This window comes from Stappia indica (assembly GCF_009789575.1).
Classification (GTDB): domain Bacteria; phylum Pseudomonadota; class Alphaproteobacteria; order Rhizobiales; family Stappiaceae; genus Stappia; species Stappia indica_A.
On sequence record NZ_CP046908.1, the window covers coordinates 4,982,195 to 4,995,254 of the forward strand.

Annotated in this window: 12 protein-coding genes; 6 read left to right on the top strand and 6 right to left on the bottom strand. The window is 68.1% G+C overall.

Translation table 11 applies throughout. The features are described from left to right. Window positions 1-115: 115 nt before the first annotated feature. From GH266_RS22650 to GH266_RS22670, 5 genes are all read left to right on the top strand, one after another. Window positions 116-1,381, top strand: coding sequence for an MFS transporter (locus tag GH266_RS22650; RefSeq protein WP_158195867.1), 1,266 nt, complete (start codon window positions 116-118; stop codon window positions 1,379-1,381). Then, window positions 1,378-3,396, top strand: a complete 2,019-nt coding sequence (locus GH266_RS22655; RefSeq protein ID WP_158195868.1) for a TonB-dependent receptor — start codon at window positions 1,378-1,380, stop codon at window positions 3,394-3,396. Before GH266_RS22650 ends, GH266_RS22655 begins: the two co-directional genes overlap by 4 nt. A gap of 10 nt (window positions 3,397-3,406) precedes the next feature. Next, window positions 3,407-4,561 (top strand): FAD-dependent monooxygenase, encoded by a 1,155-nt coding sequence (locus GH266_RS22660; protein WP_158195869.1) that lies wholly within the window; start codon window positions 3,407-3,409, stop codon window positions 4,559-4,561. A 78-nt stretch (window positions 4,562-4,639) separates the two neighbouring features. Then, entirely contained in the window at window positions 4,640-5,053 is a 414-nt protein-coding gene (gene cueR / locus GH266_RS22665) for a Cu(I)-responsive transcriptional regulator (RefSeq protein WP_158195870.1), read from the top strand. Beyond that, window positions 5,050-5,469 (top strand): c-type cytochrome, encoded by a 420-nt coding sequence (locus tag GH266_RS22670; RefSeq protein ID WP_342354284.1) that lies wholly within the window; start codon window positions 5,050-5,052, stop codon window positions 5,467-5,469. Before cueR ends, GH266_RS22670 begins: the two co-directional genes overlap by 4 nt. Window positions 5,470-5,482: 13 nt before the next feature. On the opposite strand, the gene GH266_RS22675 is transcribed toward GH266_RS22670, so the two are convergent. The 6 genes from GH266_RS22675 to paaN all read right to left on the bottom strand — a co-directional run bounded on the left by GH266_RS22675 (window position 5,483) and on the right by paaN (window position 11,849). Then, window positions 5,483-6,205 (bottom strand): ABC transporter ATP-binding protein, encoded by a 723-nt coding sequence (locus GH266_RS22675; RefSeq protein ID WP_158195871.1) that lies wholly within the window; start codon window positions 6,203-6,205, stop codon window positions 5,483-5,485. After that, window positions 6,192-6,992 carry an ABC transporter ATP-binding protein gene (locus GH266_RS22680; protein ID WP_158195872.1) on the bottom strand — a complete coding sequence of 267 codons (801 nt, stop codon included), beginning with the start codon at window positions 6,990-6,992 and terminating at the stop codon, window positions 6,192-6,194. Before GH266_RS22680 ends, GH266_RS22675 begins: the two co-directional genes overlap by 14 nt. After that, window positions 6,989-7,936, bottom strand: coding sequence for a branched-chain amino acid ABC transporter permease (locus GH266_RS22685; RefSeq protein ID WP_158195873.1), 948 nt, complete (start codon window positions 7,934-7,936; stop codon window positions 6,989-6,991). Before GH266_RS22685 ends, GH266_RS22680 begins: the two co-directional genes overlap by 4 nt. 2 nt (window positions 7,937-7,938) lie before the next feature. Further along, on the bottom strand, window positions 7,939-8,811 hold the full coding sequence (locus GH266_RS22690; protein ID WP_158195874.1) for a branched-chain amino acid ABC transporter permease: 873 nt from the start codon (window positions 8,809-8,811) through the stop codon (window positions 7,939-7,941). Between the two features lie 124 nt (window positions 8,812-8,935). After that, complete coding sequence (locus GH266_RS22695; RefSeq protein WP_244953857.1) at window positions 8,936-10,036, bottom strand: ABC transporter substrate-binding protein; 1,101 nt, start codon at window positions 10,034-10,036, stop codon at window positions 8,936-8,938. Between the two features lie 151 nt (window positions 10,037-10,187). Next, a complete protein-coding gene (paaN, locus tag GH266_RS22700; RefSeq protein WP_158195876.1) occupies window positions 10,188-11,849 on the bottom strand; it encodes a phenylacetic acid degradation protein PaaN in 1,662 nt (553 codons plus the stop codon). 339 nt (window positions 11,850-12,188) lie between these two features. Here paaN and paaG point away from each other — a divergent pair, with 339 nt between their 5' ends. Next, window positions 12,189-13,058 (top strand): 2-(1,2-epoxy-1,2-dihydrophenyl)acetyl-CoA isomerase PaaG, encoded by an 870-nt coding sequence (paaG, locus tag GH266_RS22705; RefSeq protein WP_158195877.1) that lies wholly within the window; start codon window positions 12,189-12,191, stop codon window positions 13,056-13,058. Window positions 13,059-13,060 lie beyond the last annotated feature (2 nt).

Below are 13,060 nucleotides of genomic sequence, written 5' to 3' on the forward strand. Positions count from 1 at the left end.
ACGGTGCGCAAGAGGGGGCACGAAAGGCCCCGATCGGGACTGAAGCGGGTCCGATCCGGGTGGCAGACCTTGCGAGGGCCAATTAAGGCCGGAATGTGATCGGGGTAAGCATTTCATGACATCGAATCCAGGCGCGTCGGGCGCCTTCACCTTCAGGATCCTGAGCCTGTTCATCGGGCTCTACGCGGCGCAGGCCATCACCGGCAGCCTCGTGCAGACCGGTCTCCCGACCGTGCTGCGCGAGGAGGGGATGGGGCTCGACCGTATCGGCCTCCTGTCGCTGCTGTTCCTGCCCTGGGCGCTGAAGTTCCTGTGGGCGCCGCTGGTCGATCGGTTCTGCGTCGTCCGCCTCGGCCGGAGGCGATCCTGGCTGCTCGTGTGCCAGGCGCTGATCGCATTGAGCTTCGCGGTCCTGTCGCTGCTGTCGCCGGCCGGGCACTTCGAACTGATGCTCTGCATGCTGCTGGCTGTATCCGTCTTTGCCGCGACCCAGGACATCGCCACAGATGCGCTGGCCGTCGAGGTGGTCGACGAACACCGCCGCGCGGCCGTCAGCAGCGCCGGTGTCTTCGGCGGGTATGTCGGGTTCCTGCTGGGCGTCGGCGCGTGGTTGCCGGTCTACGCCGCTTTCGGCTGGCAGGCCTCGATGCTGTTCATGGCGGGCGTCGTCGCGGTGCTGACGATCCCGGCCGTCGCCGCGCGCGGGATCGAGGACGGCGCACCGGTTCCATTGAGCGAAGCAGCGTTTCGCCCGCGCCTTTCGGCGTCGTTCCACAGGGTCGAGTATCGCCGCGGCCTCGGCTTCATGCTGGTCTACCAGTCGGGCCTGCGTCTCGGCATCGCGCTGATCGGGCCGTTCCTGGTCGATACGGGACTGACGCTTTCCGATATCGGCTGGCTCAAGGGAGCGGGCGGTGCGGCCGCCGGTCTGGTCGCCGCGCTCGCCATGCTGGCCGTGCTGCGGCGCCCTTCCGCGCGTGCCCTGATGCTCGCCGCCCTCGCCAACGCAGCCCTGTTCCTGGCGCTGGCGGGCGTGTGGGCCGGTATCGTCCCCCGCGACCTCGTCGCGCCGCTGATCCTTGCCCAGTCCGCCGCCGCGGCCACGTCGATGATCGCGCTCTATGCGGTGATGATCGGCTGGTGCTCGCCGCATCAGGCCGGCACCGATTTCGCCCTGCTGCAAAGCGCCGACGCGGTGATGGCCATCGCCTTCGGTATCGCCGCCGGCTTCATCGGCCAGGCCTTCGGACATGCTGCGGTCTTTGCCCTTGCCGCTCTTCTGCTCGTCGCCGGCGCAGTTCTCGCCCGGCGCCTCCCGATTGCTTCGGAATCGCCTCTGTCTGTCGACGGGGCGTTGGAAATACAAGGAAATCAACAATGAGAAGCCGTGCTCTGCTGGGTGTTTCCCTCGTCGCGATGATCGCCGTGCTGCGTCCGTTCCCCTCGCAGGCGCAGGACGCCATCGCGTCCGAGGAGCCGACCGTGCTTCCCCGCATTATCGTCTCCGCCACAAAGCGCCTGCAGGATGCGTTCGAGGCGATCGGCGAGGTTGCGACCGTCGAGGCGGACGAGCTGGAGCAGCGCGGCTTTTCCACCATCGACCGTATCGACCGGGTGTTCCCGGACGTGTTGATCCGCCAGCGCTCGAGCCGTGCCTATTCCGGGATTACCGTGCGCGGCCAGTCGTCGGTCGACTTCTACAACCCGGCGACCCAGCTCTATGTCGACGGCCTGCCGCAGGACCAGGCGCTGTTCAGCCAGTTGCTGCCGCAGACGCTGGAGCGGGTCGAGCTGCTGTACGGGCCGCAGGGCACGCTCTACGGCCGCAACGCCATCGGCGGCGTGATCAACGTCGTCACCCACAAGCCGGAGAACGAATATTTCCTCAGCCCCGTCATCGACGTGAACAGCCTCGGCGCTCTGGGCGGCGTGGCCTTCGGCGGCGCGCTGATCAAGGACGTGCTCTACGGCGATGCGTGGTTCAGCGCCGAGCGTGAGGACGGCGAGATGCGCGACATGATCACCGGTGAGCGCACCGGCGACAGCGAGACGATGGCCGGCCAGGCCCGCCTGCGCTACGCGCCCGTCGGCAGCCCCCTCGACATCATGTTCTCCTATGGCCGCAGCGAACGGACCTCGGACGAGGAACGCTTCGTGATGCAGTCGATGCTGGACAGCCGCATCTCGCTGCCCGTTCCGTCCCACTACGAGCTGACGACCGACAGCTACGGCCTCACCGCCTCCTACGATCTCGGCCCGGCGACGATCACATCGCTGACCGGCTATCAGGACCGCTCGCTGCTGCGCACGATCTTCGGCTCCTACACGCCCGAATGGCAGAAGACGTTCAACCAGGAACTGCGCATCGCCTCCAATCCGCAGGAGGGCGCGATGTTCGACTACGTCGCCGGCCTCTATTTCCAGGATCTGGATTTCCGCCGCGAGGTGCCGGCCGCGACGCTGGCCTCGCATCAGGAGATCCGCTCCTACGCGGCCTTCGGCGAAGTCACCTGGCATGCGACCGACCGGATCGACCTGACCGGTGGCCTGCGGTTCGACTACGAGGAGGTGGATGCGGCGACGACCCTTGCCGGTTTGCGCCAGACGAACAGTGCGGATTTCTCCGCGCTCTCGCCCAAGGTGGGCGCCAGCTACAAGGTCACGGAGGACGTGCTCGTCTACGCGCTGTTCAGCACCGGCTTCAAGGCCGGCGGCTTCACCCGCGCGGTGACCCCGGCCAATATCGGCTTCTCCTACCAGCCGCAGCACAGCTACAACTATGAGGCCGGCATCAAGGCCAGCCTGTTCGACGACACGCTGGAGCTCGGTTCCTCCGTCTACTTCACGATGACGGACGACTACCAGCTCTCGGTCGGCCCGGTGACCGGCCAGTACCTGCAGAATGTCGGCGAGGTGGAGAGCAAGGGCATCAGCCTGACGGCCCGCTGGCAGCCGGTCGATCCCTTCATGCTGTCGGGCGGCATCGCCTTCAACGACAGCTATTTCAGCAGCTACAACAATCCCGCCAATCCGGGCGTCAACCTGACCGGAAACACGGTTCCCTACGCCCCGGATGTCACGGCCAACCTGACCGCGGCCTACACGTTCGGCCTGCCGGGCGAGTTCGGCGACCTGACCGCCCGGGCCGGCGTCACCTATGTCGGCAAGACCTGGTTCGACGAGGCGAACACCGTCGGACAGGGCGCCTATGCGCTGCTCGACGCGGGACTGTCCTGGAAGCATGGCGAGCATGTCGTCGCGGACTTCTACGTCGACAACATCACCGACGAAACCTATGCGGTCTACGGTTTCGACTCCGCCGGCGCCGGCTTCGGCAATGTCTACCAGCTCGGCCAGGGGCGCACGATCGGCGGCCGCCTCAAGATCACGTTCTGAGGCGGAGGGCATGCGGATCCTGATCTCGGGCGCGGGGCCTGCCGGTCTTGCGCTCGCCAACTGCCTGCTCGATGCGGGCCTGTCGCCGGTGGTGGTGGAGAAGGCGCCGACTTTGCGCACGGCCGGCTATGCGGTCGGCCTGCATCTCGGCGGCTGGGAGGTCGCCGAGCGCCTCGGCCTGATCGAGGCGCTGAAAGCGCGGGCGATATCGATCCAGCGGGCCGACTATCGCGACGCGCAGGGTCGCAAGCTGTTCTCCTACAATTATCGGCACCTTTCGGCAGCCTGCGGCGACCGCATGCTGGTGATCATGCGCGATGCGTTGCAGGAGGTTCTGGTCGAGCGGCTGGCGGGGCGGGTGCCGATCCGGTACGGGACCACCGTCACCGCCCTTGCCGATGAGGGCAAGGCGGTGGAGGTCGAACTTTCGGACGGGTCGCGCGAGCGCTTCGATCTGGTGGTTGCGGCCGATGGCTATCGCAGCGGCGTCCGGGACCTGCATTTCGGCCCGCATTCGGCGTTTCTGAAACCGCTCGGCTATCGCAGCGCCGCCTGGCGCATGCCATCCTCGCAGGCGATGGACTGCGACTACGCAGCCTTCATGGATATCGACCTGCAGGCCGGCCTCTACCGGGTCGGCGACGGCACGGTGGCGACGCTGTTCTGCTGGCGCGACGACGACATGTCCCGCGTGCCGGCGGATCAGCGCACGGCCGAACTCGTCAGCCGGTTCTCGCACTGGCCGGCGCTGATTTCGGACACGTTCCGGGACGGCGTCGAGTGGTCGGACGGCTTCTTCGACACGATCTGCCAGGTCGAGGTGCCGCAGTGGTCGCGTGGGCGGGTCGTCCTCTTGGGCGATGCGGCGCATTGCATGACGTTCCTGTCGGGGCAGGGCACCTCGACGGCGGTCGTCGGGGCGCATGTGCTGGCGTCCGAGCTCGCGGCGCGGCCGCTGGACGAGGCGCTTGCCGCCTACGAGGCGCGGCTTCGGCCCGTGGCTTTGAGGCTCCAGAAACAGTCGGAGAAGATCGGCGGGCACTATGTGCCGCGCAGCCGCTTCGGCCTTGCGGTCCAGTCCTGGATCATTCCGGCGTTGATGCGTCCACCGCTGGTCCGCCTGATGGCGCGCAAGATGGAGGCCTCCTCGCCGTCCATCGGGTGAGCGTTTGTCCGTGCTTGACCTTCCACTTGCTGGAAGGTCCACTATGTCCGAGATGACAACCAACATCCCGGATGCGCCATGAACATCGGAGAGGCTGCGGCTCTCGCCAACCTGCCGCCCAAGACGATCCGCTATTACGAGGACATCGCGCTGCTCCGCCCGGCGCGTGCCGGCAACGGCTATCGCGACTATTCGGAGACGGACATCCACCGTCTGCAGTTCCTGCAGCGCGCACGCAGCCTCGGCTTCACCATCGAGGAGTGCCGCGTGCTGCTGTCGCTCTACGACGACGAGCACCGCGCCAGCGCCGATGTGCGCGCCGTCGCGATGGAGAAGATCGGCGAGGTGGAACGCAAGATCGTGGAACTGCGCTCGATGAAGGCGACGCTCACCCGCCTGGTCGAGTCCTGCCATGGCGATGCGCGGCCGGACTGCCCGATCCTTGAGGATCTCGCCAGGGGCAGCGGGCCGTCCTGCGGCGGCCACTCGTGATCTTGCGAAAGGGCCTGCTTCTCGGCGGCGGCGCGGTGCTGGTCGCCGTGCTCATCGTGGTCCTGCGGCCGCAGGATGCGCCGGATCACGAACCGGCGTCCGCCATGGTCGAGGTGACGGTGCCGGAGCTGTCGGGTCTTGCGGCCGAGGGCAGAACCGCCTTCGACGCCCTTTGCGCCAGTTGCCACGGCGAGAACGCGGCCGGACGGCAGGGGATCGCCCCGCCGCTGGTCCATGTCATCTACGAGCCGGGGCACCACGCCGACGGGGCGTTCCTGCTGGCGGCAACGCGCGGCGTTCGCCAGCACCACTGGACCTTCGGCGACATGCCGCCAGTGCCTGAGGCGAGCCCGCAGGACGTCGCCGCGATCACCGCCTATGTGCGGGAATTGCAGCGGGCCAACGGCATCTTCTGAGTCGGGTCCCGCCTCAAACGCCGAGATAGGCCTCGCGCACCCGCTCGTCGGCCAGCAGCGCGGCGCCCTTGCCCTCCATCGCGATCTCGCCGGTCTCGATGACATAGCCGCGCGTGGCGATGGACAGGGCCGCGAAGGCGTTCTGCTCCACCAGGAACACGGTGACGCCGTCCTCGCGGTTCAGCCGCTGGATGATCTCGAAGACCTGGTCGACCAGCACCGGCGCCAGGCCCATCGACGGCTCGTCGAGCAGCAGCAGCGTCGGCCGGCTCATCAGGGCGCGGCCGATGGCCAGCATCTGCTGCTGGCCGCCGGACAGGCCGCCGGCAGGGTTCTTGCGCCGCTCCTTCAGCACCGGGAAGAGGTCGTAGACCCGCTCAAGATCGGCGGCGATCTCCGCATCCTTGCGCAGATAGGCGCCGAGGCGGAGATTGTCCTCGATGGCGAGCGGCGCGAAGATCTGGCGCCCCTCCGGAACCTGGGCGATGCCGGCTGCGACCCGCGCATGCGGGCTGGCACGCGAGATGTCGCGTCCCTGGAACGACAGGCTGCCGCCGGTCATCGGCTGCACGCCGGAAATGGTGCGCAAAAGAGTGGTCTTGCCGGCGCCGTTGCCGCCGACCAGGGCGACGATCTCGCCGGACGCGACGCTCAGCGAGACGCCGTGCAGGGCCTCGATCCGTCCATAGGCGGAGCGCAGCGCCTCGACGCGCAGAAGCGGATCAGTCGAATGCAAGGTTGGCCTCCCGCGTGCCGTGGGTTCCAAGATAGGCCTCGATCACCTTCGGGTTCGAACGGATCTCGGTTGCCGAGCCCTCCGCCAGCACCCGGCCCTGGTCGAGCACCAGGATGCGGTCGGAGATGCGCATGACGAGCTTCATGTCGTGTTCGACCAGCACCACGGCGACGCCGTCGTCGGCGATCTTGCGGATCAGCTTCTCGATTTCCTCGGTCTCGACCGGATTGCACCCGGCGGCCGGCTCGTCGAGCAGCAGCGCCCTCGGCTCGGCGGCGAGCGCACGGGCGATCTCCAGGCGCTTCAGCGCGCCATAGGACAGGTTTGCAGCCGGAATGTCTGCCTGCGACGACAGCCCGACACGCTCCAGCAGGGCATCGGCGATCTCCGCGCTCTCCCGGTTCTGGCGGCCGGTGGAGGGGAGGGCAAGCAGGTGGGCGAGCAGCCCGCGCTTTTCGCGCAGGTGCCGGCCGACCATCACGTTCTCCCGCGCGGTCATGCGGAAGAAGACCTGCAGGTTCTGGAAGGTGCGCGACAACCCGCGCTCGGCCAGCCGGTTGGGCTCCAGCGCGGTGACGGGCTCGCCGGCCAGCCGGACGGATCCCCCCTTCGGCGTGTAGACGCCGGAGACCAGGTTGAACAGCGTGGTCTTGCCCGCGCCGTTGGGGCCGATGATCGAGAACACTTCGCCGGCGCGTGCCGAGAAGCTGACATTGTCGACGGCACGCACGCCGCCGAAGGAGATGCCGATCTCGCTGACCTCGAGAAGAGGCGTTGTCGTGGTCACTTGGTCCGCCTCCCCTGGAAGAATGCCGCGATGCTGGGCACGATGCCGGCGCGCAGCACGATCATGATCACCATCATGATGAGGCCGAGGATCATGTGTTCGTAGTCGTGGAAGCCGGTCAGCGCCTGCGGCAGCACGACGAGGATCGCAGCGCCTGCCAGCGAGCCGAGGATCGAGCCCATGCCCCCGAGCACGACCATTGTCACCAGCTCGATGGAGTGCAGGAAGTTGGCCTTGTCCGGCGTCACGAAGCCATTGACCAGGGCCAGCGTCGAGCCGGCCACCGAGGCATAGACCGCCGAGATGACGAAGACGGTGAGCTTGGCGCGGGCGACGTCGATGCCGGCGACGCGCGCGGCGACCTCGGAATCGTGCAGCGCTCTCAAGGCCCGGCCCGTCGGGCTGGCGACGAGATTGCAGGCGATCCAGGCGCCGATCACCAGCAGGCCGCCGCTGATCCAGTACCAGGTGTCGGCGCCGCGCACCCGCCAGCCGAACAGCGTCAGCCGCTCGACCGGCATGCCGTCCGGTCCGCCGGTCAGCCAGGCCTCGTTGGAGATCGTCATGGCGATCAGGATGCCGAAGCCGAGCGTCGCAACAGCGAGATAGTGGCCCTTGAGCCGCAGGATCGGCCGGCCGACCAGGAAGGCGATGGCGGCGGTGGCAACGGCACCGGCCAGCACCGCAAGCAGCGGGTGCAGGCCGAACTGCGGCGGCAGCACGGCCACCGCATAGGCGCCGATGCCGAAGAACCCGGCATGGCCGAGGCTCACCTGACCGGCATAGCCCATCAGCAGGTTGAGGCCGATGACGGCAAGGGCCGAGATCCAGACCAGCGCGGCGACGCGGTAGTAGAAGTTGGAGGGCATGGCGAAGGACAGCGCGACGACCAACAGGGCGATCACGAGCGGGACGGCAAGGCGATGGGAGAGAAGCTTGCCCATGGTCACACCCGCTCCACGCTGGCCTTGCCGAACAGGCCGCCCGGCAGGGCGAAGAGCACGACGAGGATGACGATGAAGGCGATGGCGTCCTTGTAGGTGGACGAGATGTAGCCCGCGCCGAGCGCTTCCAGCAGGCCGACGGCCAGTCCGCCGACCACCGCGCCGAGCGGATTGCCCATGCCGCCGAGCATGGCCGCGGCAAAGCCCTTGAGCGCCAGCAGCATGCCGACGTCGTAGCTGGTCAGGGTGATCGGGGTGACGAGGATGCCGGCAATGGCGCCGATGGCCGCCGACATGACGAAGGACAGGCCCATCACGAAGGAGGTGTTGATGCCGACGAGGCGGGCCGCCAGCCGGTTCGCTGCCGTCGCCAGCACGGCCTTGCCGGTCAGCGTGCGGTTGAAGAAGGCCCACAGCAGCACGACGATCACCGCCGCGCCGCCCAGCACCCAGAAGCTCTGGGGCAGGATCGCGGCGCCGCCGAAGCGGATCGGCGTGTCGCCGGAAAAGGCGGGAAGCGAATGGAACTGCTTGTCGAACACCACCTGGGCAAGGCCGCGCAGGAAGATTGAGGCGCCGATGGTGATGATGATCAAGGTCACGGGCGAGGCGCCGCGCGCCGGCTCGATGGCCAGCCGGTGCAGCAGCAGCCCGACCACCATGGCAACGAGGATGGCGCCGATCACGGCCAGCGGCAGCGGCACGCCGGCGGCGGTGGCGAAGACCGTGGTCATGCCGCCGATCATGACGAACTCGCCTTGCGCGAAGTTCACCACGTCGGAGGCGTTGTAGATGATGGTGAAACCGAGCGCGACCAGCGCGTAGACCGCGCCGACCGTCAGTCCGGAAACACAGAATTGCAGCAACTCGGGCATGGGTCCGCCGTCAGCTTGCCCGCGCGCTCGATGCGGCCGGGCCGGGGGCCTTCGATGTCGTGAGCAGGTGGCCCCCGCCGCGCGCCGGATCTCGTCGGGCACGCGGCGGGGGAGGGCTTGCGCCTTATTCGGCGAGCGTCCAGTCGCTAGCGCGGATTTCCAGCATGCGGAACGCGGTCAGGTCGAGGCCCATGTGGTCTTCCGGCGACATGTTCACGACACCGGCGGTGCCCATGAAGCCCGAGGTCTTCTCGATCTCGTCGCGGATTGCCTTGGGATCCTCGGAACCGGCGCGCTTCATCGCCTCGACCAGGATCATCAGGCCGTCATAGGCGTGGCCGCCGAAGGTCGACACCGGCAGGCCGGTCTTTTCCTCGTACATCGACTTGTAGCCGGTGACGACGGCCTTCTGCGGGTCGCTGTCCGGCAGCTTGTCGGCAACGAGCAGGGCCGAGGCCGGAAGCCGCACGCCCTCGGCGGCATCGCCGGCAAGGTCGATGAAGGACTTCGAGGCGACGCCGTGGCTCTGGTAGAGCGGCACCTCGATGCCGAGCTGCTTGTAGTTGCGCGTCACGATGGCCGGACCCTGGCCGAAGCCGGGGTTGATCACCGCCTGCACGCCGGCAGCATTCTTGATGTTGGTCAGCTGCGGCGTCATGTCGGAGTCGCTCGGACCGTAGGTCTCGTCGGCGACGATCTCGATGCCGTAGTTGCCGACCACCGCAAGGCACTGCTCGCGCATCGACTTGCCGAAGCCGCCGGTGCCCGAGATCATGCCGATCTTGGCAAGGCCCTTGGCCTGCATGTCCGCGAAGATCTTCTCGCAGGCCATGCGGTCGGTATGCGGGGTCTTGAAGGTGAACTCCTTCACCGGGTCGATGATGACCACGGCGCCGGCGAGCGAGATGAACGGAATGCCCGCATCCTCGAAGACCGGGATCATCGCCATCGTCGTGCCGGTGGTGGAGCCGCCGACCACCGCGACGACCTCGTCGTCTTCCACCAGGCGGGTGGCGAAGGTGCGCGCCTTGTTGGCATCGGCGCTGTCGTCATAGACGATCAGCTCCAGCTGCTTGCCGTTGACGCCGCCTTCGGCGTTGAGCTTCTCGACATACATTTCCAGCGTCTTGGCCTCGGGGTCGCCGAGGAAGGACGCAGGGCCCGTGACCGACAGCGAGGCGCCGATCTTGATGGTGTCGGCCGCCGCAGGGGCCGCCCAGACCATGGCGACACCGGCCAGCAGGGCCGCGCCACGGATGCATTTTCCGAAAACTGCCATTCTTGTTTCCTCCCACAGGTCCAGTGCAGTCTGTTTCCGGTCTCCCGTTCGGAAAGCAGGGGCCGGGGCGAACGTGTCGCCGCCGGCCCGTCCGTTCCTACGCCGCGACCGGGCGGCGCATGGCTGCCACGCGGAAGCGGTTGGCGACGAAGGCGCTGTCGCACAGACAGGCATTGCCGGCCGGGTTCGCTCCGGTGACGTGATAGTCGGAATAGGCGGCGGACTGGTTCACGAAGATGCCGCCGGTCAGGTTGACCGAAAGCGCGACGCCCGCATCGGCGAAGGCATCGGCCGCCTTGTCGATCAGGGTCTCGTCCGTCGCATAGAGCGCCGCGGTGATCGCGCCGCGCGTCTTGGCGGAGCCGGCCGCACGGGCGATCGCGTCCTCCGCGCTGTCGGTGGCGATCACGAAGCTGATCGGCCCGAAACGCTCCTCCAGATAGGCGGCTTCGTCCGCGGCATCGACCGCCAGAACGAGCGGGGTCGCCGAACGGGCGCCGTCCATGCCCTCGACCGGGGTGCTGTCGCGCAGCACCTTGCCGAGCTTGCGGGCCTCGGCGACACGCTCCAGCGTCGCCTCGCTCTGCACGGCGCCGAGCACGCCGGCCGCGCGCTGGGGATCGCCCAGCAGTTTGTCGACGGCGGTCGCGATGGCGCCGGCCACCTCGTCGAAGCTCTTGTGGCCCTCGTCCGTGCCGATGCCGCCGCGCGGCACGAAGATGTTCTGCGGCGCGGTGCACATCTGCCCGGAATAGAGCGAGAGCGAGAAGGCGATGTTGCCGGCCATGCCGCGCATCGACGGAGTGCCGGTGACGACGATGGAGTTGACGCCAGCTTCCTCGGTATAGACCAGCTTGCCCCTGGCGTTCTCGCGCACCCAGGCGCCGAAGGCCGGCGAGCCGGTGAAGTCGATGATCGCGACGTCCGGATGGGTGACCAGTTCCTTGGTCAGCGGCTTGGCGGCGGTGTCCGCGGCGAGCTGCAGCACGTTCGGGTCGAAGCCGGCCTCGGCGAGAACCTCGCGGCCGATCTTGACGGTCAGCGCCAGCGGCAGGATCGCGCCCGGATGCGGCTTGACGATCACCGGATTGCCGGTCGCAAGGCTGGCGAAGAGGCCCGGATAGCTGTTCCAGGTGGGGAAGGTGGCGCAGCCGATGACCAGCGCCGGACCGCGCGGCACGATGCGGAACTGCTTGTCCAGCACCAGCGGATCCTTCGGACCCTGCGGCTTTTCCCAGCGCACCGCGCTGGGGATGCGGCTCATCTCGTCATAGGCATAGGCGACGGCCTCGAGACCGCGATCCTGCGCATGCGGGCCGCCGGCCTGGAACGCCATCATGAAGGCCTGGCCGGACGTGTGCATCACCGCATTGGCGAACAGGAAGCTCAGCCGGTTGATGCGGTGCAGGATCTCCAGGCAGACGCCGGCGCGCGCTTCCGCGCTCGCCTTGCCCCAGCCGTCCATCGCGGCCCTGGCGGCGGCAACGGCCATGTCCGGCGTGGTTTCGGGATAGGTGATCCCAAGGTTGAGGCCGAAGGGGCTGACCTCGTGACCGACATGGCCGCCGGTCGTCGGCTGGTCCAGCTCGAACGGCTTGCCGAGCAGGGCCTTGAAGGTGGCCTCGCCGTCGTCCTTCGCGCTCTCGCCGTAGATCTTGCCGGAGGGCATCTCCGGATAGGCGGACCAGTAGCCGCGGCTATGGATGGTCTCCACCGCCTTGTCGAGGGTCGCCTTGTGCGTGTCGAAGAATGCGGCCATGACCGTCTCCCTGCGTGACGCGCTGGCCGGGACGCACGCCGGTCCGGTCCCGTCTTGCGGGTGCCGCTGGCGTTTTCCTCCCGGCGGACGCGCCGCCTGATGTCTTGCCCGCCTCTCCGGTCGCGTTCAGGCTGCGCCTGACTGCGATGCCACGGGGCGGGTCGGTTCGTTGGTCCGGACGCGATTGACAGCGCCCGATTGACGATCATAATAATTGACCGACCGGTTGGTCAGTCAAGTGAAAAATCACGAGGGCGACCGGTACGCATCGCGGCGAGGGAGGGCACCTTGAGGGTGGATCCACGTCGCGGCGGCGGCACCGGCGCAACGGGAGGGCGCATGCAAACCGAGACTTCTGCAGCTCACGGCGGGGCGGAGCCCGCGCCCGTTCTGGTCAAGCGCGAGGGCGGCGTTCTCGTCGTCACGCTGAACCGGCCGGACAAGCTCAATTCCTTCAACGAGGCGATGCACGCCGCGCTGCGCGAGGCGATGGACATTGCCGAGAGCGATGCCGAAATCCGCTGCGTGCTGCTGACCGGCGCCGGCCGCGGCTTCTGCGCCGGCCAGGACCTCAGCGACCGCGTCACCGCGCCGGGCGATGCCCCGCCGGACCTCACCCGCACCATCGAGGCGAACTACAATCCGCTGCTGCGCCGGCTGAAGGCGCTGCCGAAGCCGGTCGTCTGCGCCGTCAACGGCGTTGCCGCAGGCGCCGGCGCCAATATCGCGCTGGCCTGCGACATCGTCCTGGCCGCCGAAAGCGCCAAGTTCATCCAGGCCTTCTCGAAGATTGGTCTCGTGCCCGATTCCGGCGGCACCTGGTCGCTGCCGCGCCTCGTCGGCCTTGCCCGCGCCAAGGCGCTGGCGCTTCTCGCCACCCCGGTTCCCGCCCGCCAGGCGGAAGACTGGGGCATGATCTGGAAGGCCTTGCCGGATGGCGAGCTGATGGGCGAGGCGCGCCGCCTTGCCGGCGAGCTGGCCGCCGCGCCGACCTTCGGCCTCGGCCTCGTCAAGCAGGCGCTGGAAGCCTCCTTCGGCAACGATCTCGATACCCAGCTCGACCTGGAGCGCGACCTGCAGGGGCTGGCCGGCCGCTCGCCGGACTACGCGGAAGGCGTCGCCGCCTTCATGGCCAAGCGCGCGCCTGTCTTCACCGGCCGACCGCCGAAGGGCGCGGATACGGTCGCGGATACGGGCGGGGAGGCGTGACC

Coding starts and splice junctions, on each gene's coding strand:
- GH266_RS22650 (WP_158195867.1), top strand. CDS start 116: ATGACATCGAATCCAGGCGCGTCGGGCGCCTTCACCTTCAGGATCCTG.
- GH266_RS22655 (WP_158195868.1), top strand. CDS start 1,378: ATGAGAAGCCGTGCTCTGCTGGGTGTTTCCCTCGTCGCGATGATCGCC.
- GH266_RS22660 (WP_158195869.1), top strand. CDS start 3,407: ATGCGGATCCTGATCTCGGGCGCGGGGCCTGCCGGTCTTGCGCTCGCC.
- cueR (WP_158195870.1), top strand. CDS start 4,640: ATGAACATCGGAGAGGCTGCGGCTCTCGCCAACCTGCCGCCCAAGACG.
- GH266_RS22685 (WP_158195873.1), bottom strand. CDS start 7,936: ATGGGCAAGCTTCTCTCCCATCGCCTTGCCGTCCCGCTCGTGATCGCC.
- GH266_RS22690 (WP_158195874.1), bottom strand. CDS start 8,811: ATGCCCGAGTTGCTGCAATTCTGTGTTTCCGGACTGACGGTCGGCGCG.
- GH266_RS22695 (WP_244953857.1), bottom strand. CDS start 10,036: ATGGTCTGGGCGGCCCCTGCGGCGGCCGACACCATCAAGATCGGCGCC.
- paaN (WP_158195876.1), bottom strand. CDS start 11,849: ATGGCCGCATTCTTCGACACGCACAAGGCGACCCTCGACAAGGCGGTG.
- paaG (WP_158195877.1), top strand. CDS start 12,189: ATGCAAACCGAGACTTCTGCAGCTCACGGCGGGGCGGAGCCCGCGCCC.